The sequence below is a fragment of the Pseudomonas sp. Ps21-P2 genome, from assembly GCF_039672565.1.
GTDB lineage: Bacteria > Pseudomonadota > Gammaproteobacteria > Pseudomonadales > Pseudomonadaceae > Aquipseudomonas.
Genome location: NZ_JBDFPL010000005.1, coordinates 1 through 14,550 on the forward strand (window position 1 = coordinate 1; position 14,550 = coordinate 14,550).

A 14,550-nucleotide genomic window follows, 5' to 3' on the forward strand; every position below is an offset into this window, starting at 1 on the left:
ATCACGAAGGCGCCGTCGATTACCCGGAGAATCGTCTGCACCTGGAGGTATTCAGCGCGGGCGACGTGAAAACGTTCCTGCGCCTGAGCCGCCTTTGGGCAGACAAACTGCCCGCCAGCAGCAGGACCTGGCTGAAGCTCGTCAAAGGCACTCGCGTAATCGCGCATCAGGGCACGTTCAGCAGCAAAAAACCGCCGACGTTGAAGGGGGCTGGCACGCCCAGCGCCGCGCAGTTGTTGCTTCCCAAAAGTCTGATCGACGGCTTGCCGGCCGAACGAAAAATCGCGGTGCCTGCCAGTGGTGACAGTAAAGCGTGCAACTGGTATCGCCTGGACGGGCTGCTGCACGACGCCGACAACAACCTGCTCGACGGTTGGGTGCGTGAAGAAGTGGGCGTGACGCCGTGGCTCAGTCCTTGGTCGTGGGAGGGTTACGAGACCTTGGCAGACTACGATTCACCGCGGAGCATGCTCGCCTCTTTTATGCGTGCATCAGGCCGGTTCAACGAAGACGAGATCACACGCCATGGCGCGGCTGCTGACAAGGCCGACCAAGGCCCGATCAAAAAGCGCCTGTTCGACATCATTGACCGCAACCGTGACGGCAAACTGAGCGGTAGCGAGATACAAGCCGCGCTAAGACTGCCAGCCCACGCGCAGTCGATTTCGCAGTTGATAGTTCGCTACCAAAGCGAATGGCATCACGTCCCGGGCAAGTGGGATGCGCTGGACGACTTGCTGGGGCACGGCGGCTCGACGCCTAACCTGAACTGGTTGGCGGAGAAGGAGCGGATCAAGGCGATGAGTTGGTGGGCAGAGGTGGCCGGACGGCTTGGGTTGCCCGCAGATGGGAAGTTGCATCATCTGCATCCGATCGGGTTGATCGGGTGTTTTGAAAAGACAGGTGGCCTGATAGATGTCGAAGCATTTTTGACGTTGTATGCCGCGGAACACACTTGCTTCGCTCCGGGCACGCCTGCGCTTACGGCGGGCTCAAGAGAAAATCTGCGCAGGACTGTCCTGGCGATCAACAAGTATTACGAGGAATCGACCGACGTCGCGAGCGTTTACGAGGTTGCTTATATGTTGGCAACGGTCAGACATGAAACCTATCACTGGCCGTCACGCGAGTTTTTCAGCGAAAAACCTGAGATTGGAGAGCTTTCTTACTTTAATAAGTACGACCCTGTACTTGCTCCTAACCCAGGCCAGCGAGCGGAAGCTGTGAAATACGGAAATACCAGTAAGGGCGATGGGTTTAAATATCGAGGGCGCGGTTGTGTGCATCTAACATGGAAGACTAATTATCGAAAGTTTTCTGATTTGCGAGGCTTCGATTATGTCGCTGATCCGGATGCGGCGGCTAAAGTCGAGCATTCAGTGCCTATTATGATCATTGGTATGACCAAAGGGCTTTTTACAGGGAGGAAACTCTCTTATTATTTCAAAGGTGATACGCGCGACTATTTATATGCTAGGCAAATTATTAATAAGATGGATAAAGCAGCGTTGATTGCTTCCTATGCAGAGCGCTTTGAAAAAATACTACAGCAGTCATCAAGACTGTCGGGAAAGCTATTATGAAAATTGAGCGCGCGACACTGATGTTCATGTGTTTGTCAATGTCTACTGGGCTAAGCGCGGATTTTTCCTTATCATCTAGTGCCGATAATACGATCTTAACAGCGCGTGTGGATGGTCATGAATTTAAGTACCCGGATATTATTGGTGACCAAGATGGTCTCTGGACGACGGACGGGCTGATCAATAATGCGCCCGCGCTCTACGTTTTGGGTCGAGATAGCTATTACTACACTTTAAAAACGCATGCAGGGGGTGTGCATATTGACTGTGCGTATGCCGATGCCAGAAATTCCACAAATGGGGCCAGAGTGCTTGCTGGTATGTGCGGGCTCGATGAGAGAATTATCGAAGACTTTCAGGTGATCGCTCAGAACTACTCAAACGACTGGCAAGACTCTGTCTACGGATTCGACACATGGCCAATGATCAGCAATAAAACCAGCGGAGACTTTCTCCTGGGAAAAATTGGCAAGGTTGAGGTATACGATCGATATGCCTCCATGGATGATCTGTTGAATGCAAAGCCCGAGAAGTACGTGAAAACGTCTTTGGGCTGTTATTACTTCAAACAAAAGCTGGCCTTCCTGGTGTTTAACAAACCTCGGCCGGATAAGCCTGTATTTCTAGACGTAATCCGCTCTCACGATCCATTTTTGTTAGATCGGTTAACAGAAGCCAAATTAACAAAAATGGCCGTCAGAAAGTGCCGTTAACAGGAACGGCACTAAGGCATTGACGCGTGCAAAAAAAAGACAGTTACGGCTAGCAAATAATTGATCCCGATGCACGGGACCTTTTAAGAAGAAAATTAAAGCAGTCACGAAGGCTGTCCGGAGAAATCGCTATGAAAATCGTGAAGGTGTTACTGGGGCTTATGTGCCTGTCGATGGCAACCGGGGTGAACGCAGCCTTTTCAATTTCTTCCAACGACAAAGATGGAACCCTGACAGCACATGTTAGCGGTCAGGAGTTTCAATATCCCAATATTATCGGCGATCGATATGGCTTATCGACAGGCGTAAAGCTCATCAATAATGCGCCCGCGCTGTTCGCTTTCGGAAGAGACAGTTATTACTACACTTTAAAAGCAGATGCGCGCGGTGCGTATATCGATTGCGCGTATGCCGATGGCAGAAACTCGAGAAATGGCGCTGGAGTGCTTGCGGGGATGTGCGGTCTGAATGCAAAGATCGACGAAGACTCTCAGAGCATTGCACAGGAGCTCGCTAATACTTGGATGCATTCGGTCTACGCATTCGACACATGGCCAATGATCAGCAATAAAACTAGCGGAGACTTTCTCCTGGGAAAAATTGGCAAGGTTGAGGTATACGATCGATATGCCTCCATGGATGATCTGTCGAATGCAAAGCCCGAGAAATACGTGAAAACGTCGTCGGGCTGTTATTACTTCAAACAAAAGCTGGCCTTTTTGGTATTTAACAAGCCTCAGCCGGATAAGCCGGTATATCTAGATGTCATCCGCTCTCATGATCCGTTTTTGTTAGATCGGTTAACAGAAGCCAAACTGACAAAAATGGCCGTCAATAGATGCCGTAAATCCAAATAAAACCTGGGTGCGGGCGCACGAGCAAGCGCTACCCATAGGCAGTTTTCAGAGGCATCTAAAAATGCCTGAAGGACTACCAAACGCACGTTCTGAAGGGCTTTTCCTGCAATGCACTTTTTTGTGCAAAGCACTGTTACGTCCCCGACCTCTATGAAGTCGGGTGGATTCGATCAACTTTTATTTCTGCCATCAAGAGACAAACATCGTGAAAAACATCATCCGCATAGGCGACACACACACCGGAGGCGGCCAGGTGCTTTCGGGTTCCGGGGTCATGAAATTCGGCGGCATTGGGGTCGCCCGGCTGAACGATCCTGTCTTTTGTCCGCTGCCCGGGCATGGCCCGACGTTCGTGGCCGAAGGGCACGCCACCTTCAATGACAACGGTATCCCGGTCGCCTTTCACGGCCATCGCTGCGCATGCGGATGCCTGTTGATTTCGTCCATGCCACAAGCGAGCGCACGTTAGTCATGCCGGTCAGACTGGATCAAGTGCCGCCCGTTGCTCAGCGACCGGGTCGGCCCCGGGTGTGGCTGTGGATTGGCGCACTCGTCTTGCTGGTGATGGCGGGCCTGGCCGCACAGGTGCTGTTGATCCCGCCACCGGAGGAGGGCCGGCCAATCATCCTGGGGCCGGTGGTGTTTTTGTCGCTCGTGGTATGGGCCGCCGTTGCCGGTTTAAGGGCGATGATCTTCGCCGGCCAGCAGCGTTCCGCCGATGGCTGGGATGAGGTGCGGGACGAGGACCTGGCTCAGCGGATCAGCTGTGGTCGCCGCTCGCTTGACGTATTGGGCGCAAGCCTGCACATCGCGTTGCGAGCGCCGGACTCAGATACACACCCTCTGCTCGATCTGATGCTCGTGGACGAACCCGCCATCAAATCCCAGGTAACAAGACTTGGCGGTGTGGCACGTCACAGTCGCTTGCCCGGGGATGTAGCCGAAGCGCCTGAGGATGTGCTGGATGGGGCCTTGCGCAGAGTGCTCGGTGATCTGGCACCTGCATTGGCGCAGTTCCCACAAGACAGCCCGATTACGTTGCTGCTTACGGTTGAGACCTGTGTACCCGAGGAAACGCTTCAAGACATCTGGAAACAGGCGTGGCAACAGTCAGGCATCCGGCACGCCCCAGTGCCTGTTGCCGAAACAGGCATGGCCGCTGTCGACCAATGGCTCGACCAACGTGCTGCGGACCAGAGCCCACTGATGGTCATCGCGCTGCAGATCGCCCCCTCGAACGCCGATGCAACGGCTGAGGCCGCCGTTGGGCTGTTGCTTGCAAACCCCACGAACCATAGCGGTGTGGCGACGCTTGCCTGCCTTCATCGTCCTGAACCGGAGCACGAGCAAGAAGACACCTCATTGATCCGGGCAATGCGTCAAGCGCTGGACTGGGTGCCGCTGCAGCCCGAGCAGGTCGGTCAGGTCTGGCGCGCAGGTGTCGATGGGGCGCGCAACGCCGCAATTGCTGCACAGATCCCAGCGGCCCTGCCGACGGCGGACGCTAAACCGGAGCTGATCGATCTCGACGCGTTGCTGGGCCACGCCGGACCTGCCGCGCCGTGGCTGGCCATCGCCGTCGCTGCGCTGAATCTGCAGCACGAAGCCAAACCTCAATTTGTTTTGTCCGGGGAGGGTTCGGGTGAAACCGCACTCTGGGGCATGGTCTTGACGCCCGTCCCCGCGCGTCCCTAGCAGGAGCTTTTTTATGCGTATTCCACGTTCTATCGGGTTTGTTGTTCTCACGGCCATTTTGGTGGTGGGCTTCGGCCTGATAATTCTGATATGGCAGTTCCCTCACCTCATGGGCATCGCTGCCGGCAGCGAGGAACAAACCGCATGGCTGCTGGGTGTTGCGGCCGCCACAATAACGGCCTGTGCGGGCGCGGTGAGTTTTCAGTGGCTGACGCAACGGTTGGGGCGGGCGGAATATCTCAGAAAAGCCAGTGAAATCTCTCCCCAGCCAGCGTCTGCCGAAGGGGCTGGACCGGGCGAGGACAAGGCGCTACAGATCGCCGATGCGCTCAAAGAGCACCTCCACCACCAATACACCCCCTTCCAGCGCACCCGCACCCGCTTCATTCTGGTCGTCGGCGAGCCCGAACAGATCGAAGCCATCGCCCCAGGCCTGGCCGACGCCCAGTGGCTTGAATCCCAGAACACCGTGCTGCTGTGGGGCGGCAGCCCGCAATCCCAGCTCTGCAAAACCGCCACCCGCTGGCACGCGCTAACCCATCGGCGCGGTCCGGACGGCGTGGTCTGGGCCCTTGATAAGCAGCAAAGCGCCAACGCCGCGACGATGGCCAGTGGCGTCGACGGTCTGCAACAACTGGCGCGAACCCTGGGCTGGCAGTTGCCACTGCACCTGTGGGAGGTCTGCGAGAGCAATCGGACGCAGCAAAAGCACGCACGCGGGCCCGCTGGGTCGCTGCTGCCCCCGCGCTTCCGCGGCTCGCAACTGCAGACAATATTGGCCCCCATTGACGACTCGTTGCACCAGATGGGCCTGGCCGAGCTGGCGGTCTACGCTGACCATGACTTTCTCTCCCGGTTGTCCTCCAACCTGAAAGCAGAGGGCATCGCCCGCTGGCACCAGGCCCTGACGCCGTTGCTGGGCAAGTTCGCGCGGGGCGTGCCATTACGCGGGCTGTGGTTCAGTTTGCCGGCGCTACCGACCGAGTCCGTCGGCAATCTGTGGCTGCCGGGTCCGGCGTGGGCCGGTGTTCTCGCGGGCACACCTCTCGACGCCCGGCGCCTGGGCTGGCCGGTCACTCGCATCACCTATGCACTGACCCTCGGCGCCCTGCTGATCGGGTTGACCGGCCAACTGCTGTCGTTTTCCACCCACCGCGCGCAGATCCTCGACATTCAGTCGTCCCTCGCGGCCGTGGAGCCGTCGGGCAACGGCGATGAGCCGTTGCTCGCCCTCAACGCGCTGATCCTCGAAATGGGACGGCTGAAGGACCGCGCGCGGCGGGGAGAGCCATGGTTTCAGCGCTTCGGGCTGAGTCAGAACGATGCCTTGCTCGCGGCGATGTGGCCGCGCTACGTGGAAGCCAATAATCGGCTGATGCGCGACCCGGCGGCGGAGAACCTCAAGCGCCAACTCGCCGCCTTGGTGGCATCGCCCGCCGACAGTCCTCGGCGTGCCAAGGGCGCGCACAACGCATATGTGCAGCTCAAGGCCTATCTGATGATGGCCCGCCCGGAGAAAGTGGACGCCGGGTTTCTGGTCACGGCCCTCGGTCATGCCGAACCGACGCGCATGGGCGTGTCTCCGGGTTTATGGAAAGGGCTATCACCGACGCTGTGGCAGTTTTATGCCGAGCAACTGAAGGCCAATCCCCAGTGGCAAATCGAGGCGGATAACGCGCTGGTGGCCCAGGCGCGGCAGGTGTTGCTGGTGCAACTGGGCCAGCGCAATGGCGAAGCCAGCCTGTATCAGCAGGTGCTAGAGGCCGCCGCGACTCACGCTCCCGATCTCGGGGTTGAGCAGATGGTCGATGACAAAGAGGCGTGGCCGCTGTTTTTCACCGAGGCGCGTGTGCCGGGTGTCTTCACGCGGCAGGCGTGGGAAGGGCAGGTGCGTCAGGCGATCGACGACATTGTCGCGGCCCGCCGCGAGCAGATCGACTGGGTGCTCAGCGACCGGGAAAACAGCGGCGTTGCGAATACCTCGCCGGAACAGCTGCGAGCGCGGCTGACCGAGCGCTACTTCCATGATTACTCCGGCGCCTGGCTGGAGTTTCTCAACAGCGTGCAATGGCGGCGGGCCGACAGCCTGGCCGACGTCATCGATCAATTGACGTTGATGAGCGACGTCCGCCAGTCACCCTTGATTGCCTTCATGAACACCCTGGCCTGGCAGGGTCAGGCCGGCCATCGCAGTCAGGGGCTCAAAGACTCGCTGATGCAGTCGGCGCAGAAGCTGATGGGCAGCGAGCGCCCGTCGCAGGCCCCTGGCATCAGCCAGCAGCTCGACACGCCGGCCGGGCCGCTGGATCCGACCTTCGGCCCACTGTTGGGGTTGCTGGGCAAGGACGCGGAAGGCAAGGGCGGCGATGACGACCTAAGCCTGCAAGCGTTTCTGACCCGCGTGACGCGGGTGCGCCTGAAGCTTCAGCAGGTCAGCCATGCCGCCGATCCCCAGGGCATGACCCAGGCCATGGCGCAAACGGTCTTTCAGGGCAAGAACATCGACCTTACCGATACTCGGGCCTACGGCGAACTGCTGGCGGCCAGCCTCGGCGAGGAGTGGGACGGCGTGGCCCATGCGCTGTTCGTGCAGCCGCTGGAGCAGGCGTGGGGCAAGGTGCTGGAACCTTCGGCGATCGCACTGAACCGGCAGTGGCAGCAGGCGGTGGTTGATGAATGGGATAAGGCATTTCTCGGCCGTTATCCTTTCGCCGCCACCGGCAGCGACGCCTCGTTGACGATGCTGGGCAAGATGATCCGCGCGGACTCGGGGCGTATTGAGCAGTTCTTGCAGCGGGAGCTGACCGGCGTGTTGCGCAAGGACGGTGGCCGCTGGGGGGTGGACCCGGCCCACGGTCAGGGCCTGCAGATCAACCCCAGGTTTCTCGCGGCGGTCAATCAGCTCAGCCACCTGGCCGACGTGCTCTACACCGACGGCGGCATGGGCATCAACTTCGAGCTGCAGGGCAAGGCGGTGCGCGACGTGGTGCAGACCACCTTCGTGCTCAATGGCGCGCGCCATCAGTACTTCAATCAGAAGGAGAGCTGGCAGCGCTTTGCCTGGCCCGGCAGCAGCGATTACCCCGGCGCCAGCCTCACGTGGACCAGCGTGCGCAGCGGCGAGCGTCTGTACTGTGACTTTCAGGGCGCCTGGGGGCTGATCCGTTTGCTGGACGCCGCCACGGTCAACGCGCTGGACGACAGCGACAGCCGCTACCGCATCAGCGTGCCGGCGCCGGACGGCCTGGACTTGACCTGGCACATGCGCACCGAGCTGGGCGCGGGACCGATGAGCCTGCTGGCGCTGCGCAATTTCAAACTGCCGCGACAGATCTTCCTCAACGGCATCGCCAGCGCGCAAACCCCGTCGCGCGCCGAGGTGACGGAATGAGCCTGCAAGCGTTGATCGCCACGACGCTGGGTGAGCGCGACGCGGTGGCCCTCGCCAAGGCCCACGCTACCGAGTGGGCGTCATGGCTGGCGCCGATCAGTGGTGACTCAAATGTGGGTCAGGACCCCGGCTATGACGATGATTTCCAGAGCATGCGCGAGGAGGTCAACAAGCTGTCCGGGGCGGACGCCGATCGGGTCATCGTACTGGCGGAAAAACTCCTCAAAGGCACCTGCAAGGACCTGCGCGTGCTCACCTATTACCTGTGGGCGCGCCTGCAGCGGGACGGCGAAGCGGGGCTGGCGGACGGTTTGAATCTGCTGGCCGCCATGGTTGATCGCTACAGCGTCGAGGTGCTGCCGGCGCGGCCCAACAGTCGCAAGGTCGCGCTGGAGTGGCTGGCCAGCGCCAAAGTCCTCGACAGCCTGACGCTGTACCCGGAAGTGGTGAAGGCCGAGGCCGAACGCACGGTCGCCGCGCTCGCCTGGCTGGATGAGGTGCTTGAACAATGGCCCGTCGACCAGCGTCCTGAGTTGGGCACGCTGTACTCGGCGCTGTCGGCACGACTGGCCCAGGCCGGCGGACTCGATGCCGTGGTGCCGCAATTCAGTGCCAGCCATGATGCTGCGAACCCTCAGGCCACCAAACAAGCCGCCACCCACGGCGCCGGCCCCGTGCCCAATACCATCCGCTCGGGCCGCGACCTGCTGGACAGCGGCCGCGCGCTGGCCAGCTATCTGCGCGAACAACCCCAGGGCTGGCTGGCCGCCCATCGGCTGATGAAAAGCCTGCGCTGGGACACCGTGCACCAGTCGCCGCCCCAGGACGCCACTGGCCGCACGCGCCTGGCACCGCCCCGATCCGAATACCGCGCGCAACTCAAGCGGCTGTACCTGCAACAGAGCTGGAACGAGTTGCTCGATCAGGTGGAGCGCATGTTCGCCGAGGGCGTGAACCATTTCTGGCTCGACCTGCAATGGTTTCTGTACCAGGCGCTGAGCCGGCAACCGGCGCCGTCCGAGGTCTGGGCGCGCATCGTCAAAGAGGATCTGGGCCTGCTCCTGGAGCGACTGCCGGGCCTCGAAACCTTGTGCTGGGAAGACGGCTCGGCCTTTGCCGACGAGACCACCCGCGAGTGGATCGATCAGCACGTCAGCACTCAAAGCGTGGCTGCCTGGCTGCCCGCGACGGCCGCTTCCAACGCAGACGAAGCCGACATTCTGGCCCTCGAAAGCGAGGCACTGGCCCAGGCCGATCGCGACGGCGTCGAGGTGGCGCTGAGCTGGCTCGACACGCGCCCCGACATTCACGGCGGCCGGCAGCGCTGGCTACTGCGCCTGCTGATGGCGCGGGTCGCCGAACAGTACGGCAAAAGCGAGCTGGCGTTGCACGTCCTCGGCGAACTGGACGCCACGGCCCAGCGCCATGTGCTCGCTCAGTGGGAGCCGGCGCGGGTGTTTGAAGTCAAGGCGCGGCTGCTCAAGTTGCTGCGCATGAAAGCCCAGCGCAGCGACGCCGACAAGGCTGCGCTGGGCAAACGGATGGAGCCGCTGCTGGCGGCTCTGGTGGCTATGGACCCGGTGCGCGCGGCAGTGCTGTGCGGCTGACACTTTCAACCAGGAGGTTTTTTTTGAACACGGACAATCTGACCCTGCGCTACTTCGATGCGGAAATGCGCTACCTGCGCGAGGCCGGCAAGGAGTTCGCCCAGGCGTTTCCCGACCGCGCCGCTTCGCTGAATCTAGACAAGCCCGGCGCCCACGATCCCTACGTCGAGCGGCTGTTCGAAGGCTTCGCGTTTCTCATGGGACGGCTACGGGAAAAACTCGACGATGACCTGCCGGAGCTGACCGAAGGCCTGGTCAGTCTGCTGTGGCCCCATTACCTGCGCACGATTCCGTCGCTGTCGATCGTCGAGCTGCAGCCCGACGTGCACCAGATGAAGCAGAGCGAGCAGGTCGCGACCGGCTTTGAAATACAGTCGCAACCCATCGGCCCCCAGCGCACGCGCTGCAGTTACACCACCACCCAGGACCTGACCCTGCGTCCGTTGGCGCTGGATTCGGTGCGCCTGGCTCAGGAACCGGACGGGCGCTCGGTGATTCGCCTGCGGTTTTCCTGCGGGGCGCTGAGCAACTGGGGCCAGCTGGATTTGCGCCGCATCCCGCTGTACCTCAACGCCACCCCGGCGGTGGCCAACGCGTTGCATCACGCGCTGACCCTGGGCACTCAGGCCCTCTATGTGCGTCAGCCCGGGGACGCGCAACGTCAACCGCTGCAAGGACGTTTTGGGCCCAAGGGCTTCGGCGATGACGACCGGCTCTGGCCGAAGGGCGACAGCGCCTTCAGTGGCTATCAGTTGCTGCTGGAGTACTTCAGTTTTCGCGAGAAATTCATGTTCGTGACCCTGCACGGGCTCGAAAACATGAGCATCGCGCCGGACGCGCCGTGGTTCGAACTCGAGGCTGTCCTGAGTGTGCCCTGGCCCCATGCATTTTCGCTGAGCAGCGAGCACATTCGCCTGCACGCCGTGCCGGTGATCAATCTGTTTCCGCTGGAGGCCGACCCGCTGTCCCTTGATCCCTTGCAGACCGACTATTTGCTGCGGCCCATGCGCCTGCAGGACGGCCACACCGAAATCTATTCCGTCGACCGGGTAACGGCGTCCCGCGACTCGGGGCGGGAAGAGTACGTGCCGTTTTCCAGCTTCCGGCACAAGGGCGGCATGCTCCGTGACGAGGCGCCCGAGCGTTATTTCCACACCCGCCTCAAGCGCGGCGCGAACGGGCTGCACGACACCTGGCTGATACTGGGCGGCGAGGGCGCCGACCTCGATCGATTGACCGAGCGGCCGTGCCTGTCCCTGCGCCTTACCGGCACCAATGGGCAACTGCCTAGAAAAGCGCTGCAAAGCACGATCCTTGACACGCCGCTGCACACGACCCAGTCCGGTCTGCGGGTGCGCAACCTGTGCGCGCCGACCCTGCCGTGTTATCCGCCCAGCCGCGACCGCTTTCACTGGCGGGTGTTGAGCCATCTGGGCTCGAACTTTCTGCCGATGCTCGACAGCGCCGAAGTGCTGCGCGGCACCCTGGCGCTGTACGACTGGACCGGCAGCGAGCTCAATCGCCGGCGTCTGGAAGCCATCGTGGAAGTGCGTCACCACCTCATTCAGCGCTTCGAAAAAGGCTTTCTGCTGCGCGGCGTGGACATCGAAGTGACCCTCGATGCCAGCGGCTTTGCCGGCGAGGGCGATATCTGCCTGTTCGGCGAAATGCTCAACCGGTTCTTCGCGCTGTACGCCGACATCCATCTGTTCACCCAGATCACCCTGATTCTGCAACCGACCGGGAGGAGCCTGCGATGGAGCGAAAACCACAGCCAGCGGATTCCCGGTTAAGAGTCGCCGAATGGCTCGCTGCCGTGCAGGGGCGGGTGGCCGAGGCGAGCGTCTACCGCTTCTGCCAGTTGCTGGAAAACGCTGCGCCGGAGCAGCCGCCGTTGGGCAGCTCGGAAGATCCGGCGGATGATCTGGTGCGCTTCCGGTCCGATCCCGGCATGGGTTTTCCGGCCAGTGAACTGAAAGCAGTGGAGTGGTCGTCTGAGGATCAGGCGCTACCTGCAACCGTGCGCACCCGCTTGCTCGGCCTCTACGGCGTGGACTCGCCGATGCCGACGCGCTACCTCGACGACATCGCGCAAAAGCGGGAAGGCCACGAGGCGCTGGAGGGGTTTCTCGACATCTTCAACCACCGGGTCTTCACCCAGTTCTACCGGATCTGGCGCAAGTATTCCTACCCGGCCTCGTTCGCGCCCGCTGGGGCCGACCCCACCTCGCAGTGCCTGTTCGGGCTGATCGGGATGGGCATCCCCGGCACCGCGAAACGCATCGCCACGCCGCTGTCGCGTTTTCTGGCGTTGCTCGGCGTGATGCGTCTGCCAACCCGCAACGCCGAGGGCATTTCGGCGCTGGTGCATTTGCTGGCGTCTCATACTCAGGCGTCGATCAAGCCGCACTGGCCGCGAAACATTGCCCTCGACGCGCCTGCCAGCCTGTCGTCGGTGCGGCCGGTGAGTCTGTCCCAGGGCACGCCGTTGGGCTGCGTCGGCCGCGACGTCAACAGCGAACTGTTGCTGACGCTGTTCACCGCCGACCACGACGAGGCGCGGGAATGGCTGCCCGGCGGTGGTTTGCACAGCGACCTGCGGGTGCTGTTGCAGGTTTACCTCGGTTGGCGCTGTACTGCGCGCTTGCGCCTGTCGCTGCCCATCGGCTGCCTGCCGGTGCCAGCGCTCGGCGGACGAGGTGTGCTGCTGGGCATGACCGCCGGACTCGGGTTGCAGGGCAGCGCTGCCGGGATAAACGACATCATCACTATCCATCTGGGCCGTTATCAGGGGCTCCACATCAATCCTCAGGAAAGAGAACCCACCCATGTCGCCTATTTTTTATAAAGCGTTGTCCATCATCGTCCTCGGCCTCTTCGTCAGTGGCTGCGGGGTGACGCAGAGCGTGTCCGAATCCACCGCAGCAATGACCCAGGCGATCTTCTACAAACAGGTCAGAACCCTGCGTCTGGACTTCGACGGCCGCCTGGCCCTGAACACCGACGGCACGGACATGCGCGCGCTGTCGGTGCCGGTCATGGTGCGGGTGTATCAGCTGCGCGATGGCAAGTCGGCGAGCAAAGCCACCTACGACGACCTGCTGCGGGACGCCGACCAGGTGCTCGGCGCTGACCTGCTGGATCAGCGATCGCTGGTGATCAAGCCCGGCGAGGGCGCGCCGCTGGATGTACCGCTGAACGAAAACGCCGGAGTGGTCGCCGTGGTCGGGTTATTCCGCGAGCCCGATATGCAGCTCAATGAATGGCGCTTGCTGCTCACCCGCGACGACCTCGACCCGGACCGGCCCCGGGTCATCGAGCTGGGCGAAAGCCGGCTGACCCTGCGCCCCCTGGCCGAGGGTTGAGCCATGAGCGAGCTCAACCCTTCGCTGTACGAAACCCTGCTACAGAATTTCAGCGGCGAGCTCGACCTGTCCCGGGTGGGGGAAAACGATCAATACGTGCTCTCGGTGCTGGACAATGTGCAACGTGTGCTCAACAGCCGCGCGGGCACCCTCGCGCACTTGCCCGATTACGGCCTGCCGGACATGGGCGCTGTGCTCGAAGGCTTGCCCTCTGCCGCCCATGGGCTGATGCGAACCATCGCCGACACGCTGCTCAAGTACGAGCCGCGCCTGTTGTCGCTGGACATCGAATTGTTGCCCCAGACCCAGCCGGGCCATCTGGTCTACGCCCTCGACGCCACCCTTGAAGGGAACCGCACCGCGACGTTCGGCACGACCTTGAGCCCGGAGGGAAGGGCGGTGGTGCGTCATCTCAAGCGCCATGATGTGCAGGCCCGAACGTGAGCGGCCAGGCAAAAGAGCGGTCGGGCCTGGACATCCAGCCTGGGGGCGATCCGCGCGCACTGCCCGAATACCGCGTGCTGTGCACGGAGATGGCCCGACTCGCTCATCCCGCCTGCCCGGATGTGGATTGGCGAACCGTCGAGCAGTGTTGCCTGGATGTGTTTGCCCGCAATGGCGCCGATCTGCAAACAGCGGCTGCCTATGCCCTAGCCCGCAGTCACCGAGCCGGGGTAAAAGGGATGTACGAAGGCCTGTCGGTCCTGGAAACCCTGTTGCGGGCAGACGCCCAACCCTGGCCCCGAGGGGTGTCGGCGCGGGCGGAACTCCTCAATGGACTGTTCGGCTCTTGGCAAGCGGTGCTGCGTGAACTGCAGATCAATGTCGGCGATCTGGCGGACCTCGGTCTGTTTTGCGTGCAGCTTGAGCACGTGCGCCGGACGCTGCTTGAGCGGATTCCTGTGTCCATCAATAGCCTGGAAGGCTTGCGCACGCAGGTGGCGCAACGGGCGTCGCGGATCGAGCGCGAAGCTCAGGCCGCGGTGCTGGTCGCGCCGAACGCCATGCCGCCCCGATCGCTGCACATCGGGACTCATTCCTCAACCCAGAGAAACACCCCAACCCACAGAAACATCCCAACCCAGAGAAACATCCCAACCCAGAGAAACTCTGCAGCCACGCAGCCAACGTCCACCGACATCAAGGTCACTGCAGAAAAACGCACCGCGATGTGGATCGGATTACTCATCGGCGGATTGCTCGGCCTGCTCGCCGCATTGGCCTGGCTGTGACAATACCCGTGTATCAAGGCTTGCCGACGGCCAAGGTCGCGCAGAGAACGTACCGCCCGGCCGAACGTCGGCATTTCCCCGTCAGCCATATTTACAGCCGGGCACTG

At 61.6% G+C, this 14,550-nt stretch carries 11 protein-coding genes and 1 pseudogene; all 12 read left to right on the forward strand.

The window, feature by feature from the left end; translation table 11 throughout:
- Positions 1-1,583 (forward strand): annotated as a pseudogene (locus ABEH28_RS13820) (hypothetical protein); the annotation flags it as partial.
- Positions 1,580-2,296: a hypothetical protein gene (locus tag ABEH28_RS13825; protein ID WP_346630238.1), complete on the forward strand. Its 717-nt coding sequence runs from the start codon at positions 1,580-1,582 to the stop codon at positions 2,294-2,296. The pseudogene ABEH28_RS13820 and the gene ABEH28_RS13825, both read left to right, overlap by 4 nt.
- Before the next feature lie 131 nt (positions 2,297-2,427).
- Positions 2,428-3,153: a hypothetical protein gene (locus ABEH28_RS13830; RefSeq protein ID WP_346630239.1), complete on the forward strand. Its 726-nt coding sequence runs from the start codon at positions 2,428-2,430 to the stop codon at positions 3,151-3,153.
- 160 nt (positions 3,154-3,313) lie between these two features.
- Positions 3,314-3,622: a PAAR domain-containing protein gene (locus ABEH28_RS13835; RefSeq protein ID WP_346630240.1), complete on the forward strand. Its 309-nt coding sequence runs from the start codon at positions 3,314-3,316 to the stop codon at positions 3,620-3,622.
- A 2-nt stretch (positions 3,623-3,624) separates the two neighbouring features.
- Entirely contained in the window at positions 3,625-4,848 is a 1,224-nt protein-coding gene (locus ABEH28_RS13840; RefSeq protein ID WP_346630241.1) for a hypothetical protein, read from the forward strand.
- A 13-nt stretch (positions 4,849-4,861) separates the two neighbouring features.
- Positions 4,862-8,239, forward strand: coding sequence for an ImcF-related family protein (locus ABEH28_RS13845; protein ID WP_346630242.1), 3,378 nt, complete (start codon positions 4,862-4,864; stop codon positions 8,237-8,239).
- Positions 8,236-9,846 (forward strand): type VI secretion system protein TssA, encoded by a 1,611-nt coding sequence (gene tssA, locus ABEH28_RS13850; protein WP_346630243.1) that lies wholly within the window; start codon positions 8,236-8,238, stop codon positions 9,844-9,846. Before ABEH28_RS13845 ends, tssA begins: the two co-directional genes overlap by 4 nt.
- Before the next feature lie 23 nt (positions 9,847-9,869).
- Positions 9,870-11,639 (forward strand): type VI secretion system baseplate subunit TssF, encoded by a 1,770-nt coding sequence (tssF, locus tag ABEH28_RS13855; RefSeq protein ID WP_346630244.1) that lies wholly within the window; start codon positions 9,870-9,872, stop codon positions 11,637-11,639.
- Positions 11,603-12,694, forward strand: coding sequence for a type VI secretion system baseplate subunit TssG (tssG, locus tag ABEH28_RS13860; RefSeq protein WP_346630245.1), 1,092 nt, complete (start codon positions 11,603-11,605; stop codon positions 12,692-12,694). The genes tssF and tssG overlap by 37 nt, the downstream gene beginning before the upstream one ends.
- Positions 12,675-13,211, forward strand: coding sequence for a type VI secretion system lipoprotein TssJ (tssJ, locus tag ABEH28_RS13865; protein WP_346630246.1), 537 nt, complete (start codon positions 12,675-12,677; stop codon positions 13,209-13,211). Before tssG ends, tssJ begins: the two co-directional genes overlap by 20 nt.
- Before the next feature lie 3 nt (positions 13,212-13,214).
- The gene (gene tssE / locus ABEH28_RS13870) at positions 13,215-13,655 is read left to right on the forward strand and encodes a type VI secretion system baseplate subunit TssE (protein ID WP_346630247.1); all 441 of its coding nucleotides are present in this window, start codon (positions 13,215-13,217) and stop codon (positions 13,653-13,655) included.
- Positions 13,652-14,443, forward strand: coding sequence for a type VI secretion system ImpA family N-terminal domain-containing protein (locus ABEH28_RS13875; RefSeq protein ID WP_346630248.1), 792 nt, complete (start codon positions 13,652-13,654; stop codon positions 14,441-14,443). The genes tssE and ABEH28_RS13875 overlap by 4 nt, the downstream gene beginning before the upstream one ends.
- The last annotated feature ends 107 nt before the right edge of the window (positions 14,444-14,550 follow it).

Coding starts and splice junctions, on each gene's coding strand:
- ABEH28_RS13825 (WP_346630238.1), top strand. CDS start 1,580: ATGAAAATTGAGCGCGCGACACTGATGTTCATGTGTTTGTCAATGTCT.
- tssA (WP_346630243.1), top strand. CDS start 8,236: ATGAGCCTGCAAGCGTTGATCGCCACGACGCTGGGTGAGCGCGACGCG.
- ABEH28_RS13840 (WP_346630241.1), top strand. CDS start 3,625: ATGCCGGTCAGACTGGATCAAGTGCCGCCCGTTGCTCAGCGACCGGGT.
- tssE (WP_346630247.1), top strand. CDS start 13,215: ATGAGCGAGCTCAACCCTTCGCTGTACGAAACCCTGCTACAGAATTTC.
- ABEH28_RS13845 (WP_346630242.1), top strand. CDS start 4,862: ATGCGTATTCCACGTTCTATCGGGTTTGTTGTTCTCACGGCCATTTTG.
- tssJ (WP_346630246.1), top strand. CDS start 12,675: ATGTCGCCTATTTTTTATAAAGCGTTGTCCATCATCGTCCTCGGCCTC.
- ABEH28_RS13830 (WP_346630239.1), top strand. CDS start 2,428: ATGAAAATCGTGAAGGTGTTACTGGGGCTTATGTGCCTGTCGATGGCA.
- tssG (WP_346630245.1), top strand. CDS start 11,603: ATGGAGCGAAAACCACAGCCAGCGGATTCCCGGTTAAGAGTCGCCGAA.